Here is a 2,663-nt window from a genome sequence, read left to right on the forward strand (position 1 = left end):
TGTGGCGCCGGCCCCGGCCAGCGCCAGCAGCACCCGGCGTCGGCCGGCCACGCGCCCGGTCACTGGGCGGCGGCGGGCACCGGCGGCACCGGCTGGGTGTCCTCGCCCGTCCCGTACTTGCCCGAGGTGCCCTCCGCCTCGCGCCCCAGCGCCAGGACCGTGCTGATGCGCCCGACGGGGGTGCCGACGTTGTCGACGGTGGAGACGGCCGTGGCCAGCGTCGGGTCGGCGCGCACGACGCCGACCAGCCCGGCCTCGCGGGCCGACGCGCCGTCCCCGGAGACGACCGCTCCGGAGCCTGCGGCGTCCAGGGCCCGGACGAGCTCGACCAGGGTGGCGTTGCGGGTCTCGGCGTCGTCGCCCTGGGTCTCGCCCGAGGTGAGCACCACCGCGTAGTCGGCGGGCGCGACGGAGGAGCTCTCCTGCCGCAGGACGTCCAGCGAGCTCAGGCCGGAGACCACCGAGGAGATCGCGGCGGTGTCGGGGGCCGGGCCGCCGGGCGGCGTCATGAGGACCTGCGCCAGCAGCGAGGCGACGAGCACGTCGGCGTCGCCGTCCTCCGGCAGCTCGATCCCGGCGGGGCGGCCGGGGCCGTTGACGTAGCTCTGCAGGCTCGTCGCCGAGGCCGGGTCGGCGTACTCGGGGCGCAGCCGCAGGACCCCGCTCACCGCGCCGTCGGCCTCCTGCACCAGGGCGGTGACCTGCTCCACCGTCTCGAGGGAGACCTCCTCGTCGGCGGCGAGCAGCAGCACGGAGCGGCCGGCGAGCGCGCCACCCACCAGCGCCGGTGCGACGGCCTCGCTGAAGCCCTCCGCCGTGTCGAGCTGGGCCTGCAGCGCCTGGGTGCGGTCCTCCAGCGAGCGCTTGTCCTGCTCGAGGGCGGTCACCTGGCTCTCGATGTCGTTGAGGATCGGCTGGTTCAGCTGCGTGGTGCCGATGACGATGCCGAGCGCGACCGCCAGGAAGACGGCGATCAGCGAGACCAGGTGATAGCGGAAGTCGATCACGAGAGGAGGTTCTCCAGCCAGAACATGAAGCTGTTCCATTGGTCGAGCAGCAGGTCCAGGTAGACGCGCCCGGCGGCGGAGACGGCCAGCGCCGACCCGATCGCGACGAAGGCGGCGAGGACGAGGACCACGAGGGCTGCGGTCGAGATGCGGCTGCGGTAGAGCCGGCTGACGCCCTTGGCGTCGACCAGCTTGCCGCCCAGGCGCAGGCGGGTGAGGAAGGTGGAGGCCATGCCGCCGCGGCCCTTGTCGAGGAACTCGACCAGCGTGGCGTGCGTGCCGACGGCGACGATGAGCTTGGCGCCCTTCTCGTCGGCCAGCAGCATCGCGATGTCCTCGCTGGTGGCGGCGGCCGGGAAGGTGATGGCGTCCACGCCGAGGTCCTGCACGCGGGCCAGGCCGGGGGCGCGCCCGTCGGCGTAGGCGTGCACGACGACCTCCGCGCCGGAGCGCAGCACGTCGTCGCTCACCGAGTCCATGTCGCCGATGATCATGTCCGGCTGGTAGCCGAGCTCGACCAGCGCGTCCGCGCCGCCGTCGACGCCGATCAGCACCGGCCGGTAGTCGCGGATGTAGGGGCGGAGGGCGTGCAGGTCCTCCTTGTAGTCGTAGCCGCGCACCACGACGAGGGCGTGCCGGCCGTCGAGGTTGGTGGTGACGTCGGGGACGCCGACGCCGTCGAGCAGGAGCGCGCGCTCCCGCTTCATGTACTCCATGGTGTTGGCGGCGAACGCCTCGAGCTGCACCGACAGGCCCGCCTTGGCCTCGGTCATGGCCGCGGCCACCGACTTCGCGTCGTGCGCGGTGCCCTCGGCGAGCACGGTGCCGTCGTCGGCGACCAGCGTGTTGCCGTCGAGCCGGACGTGCGTGCCTTCCTTGAGCTTGCCGAAGACGTCCTTGCCGACCTGGTCCAGCAGCGGGATCCCGGCGTTGATGAGGATCTCGGGGCCCAGGTTCGGGTAGCGGCCGGAGATGCTGGGCGCGGCGTTGACGACCGCCGCGACCTTGCAGCCGACGAGGGCATCGGCGCTGACCCGGTCGATGTCGACGTGGTCGATGACGGCGATGTCGCCGGGGCGCAGTCGTTTCGTCAGGTTCTTGGTGCGGCGGTCCAGGCGTGCGGTGCCGGCGACGCCGGACTCCGCCTCCTGTGCCCGGCCGCGGCGAACGGTGCCGATGCGCATGAGGTTGCATGCTGCCACGCACTGCTGCCCTGGCCACCCTCCGACGCGCGTCAGCGATCTCTCAGTCACGCACCGTGTCCGACACCACGGTGGGGCCGACACGCCCGTCGCGCCCGTGCCGGCGTTCCAGCGGGACCGTTACCGAGTCGTGACTAGCGTTGCCCGCGTGACTGGTGTGGCACGTGCCCTGACGACGGCGATCCCTCTCCCGCAGGACGAGGAGGACGTCGCCGACCCCGTCGGCGCTGCCGTCATCCGGGCCGTTCCCCGGCCTGAGCAGCCGGAACGGGCCGGGCACCCGGCTGCGGCGCCCGTCGCGGAGCAGCCGGCCGCGGACCTCCCCGCCCCCGCGGCGGCGCAGCACCGCGCGGATGCGGGCGACCAGCTCGCGCGCCGAGTACGGCTTGGTCACGTAGTCGTCGGCACCCAGCTCCAGGCCCACGACCTTGTCGATCTCGCTGTCCTTCGCGGT

At 73.4% G+C, this 2,663-nt stretch carries 2 protein-coding genes and 1 pseudogene; all 3 read right to left on the reverse strand.

The window, feature by feature from the left end; genetic code table 11:
• Window positions 1–59 precede the first annotated feature (59 nt).
• Window positions 60–1,007: a copper transporter gene (locus E4P43_RS19645; protein ID WP_135147191.1), complete on the reverse strand. Its 948-nt coding sequence runs from the start codon at window positions 1,005–1,007 to the stop codon at window positions 60–62.
• The gene (gene steA / locus E4P43_RS19650; protein WP_135147192.1) at window positions 1,004–2,191 is read right to left on the reverse strand and encodes a putative cytokinetic ring protein SteA; all 1,188 of its coding nucleotides are present in this window, start codon (window positions 2,189–2,191) and stop codon (window positions 1,004–1,006) included. The genes E4P43_RS19645 and steA overlap by 4 nt, the downstream gene beginning before the upstream one ends.
• Window positions 2,192–2,537: 346 nt before the next feature.
• Window positions 2,538–2,663 (reverse strand): annotated as a pseudogene (locus E4P43_RS19660) (DNA-binding response regulator); the annotation flags it as partial.

It is taken from the genome of Blastococcus sp. TF02A-35, assembly GCF_004571075.1.
Classification (GTDB): domain Bacteria; phylum Actinomycetota; class Actinomycetes; order Mycobacteriales; family Geodermatophilaceae; genus Blastococcus.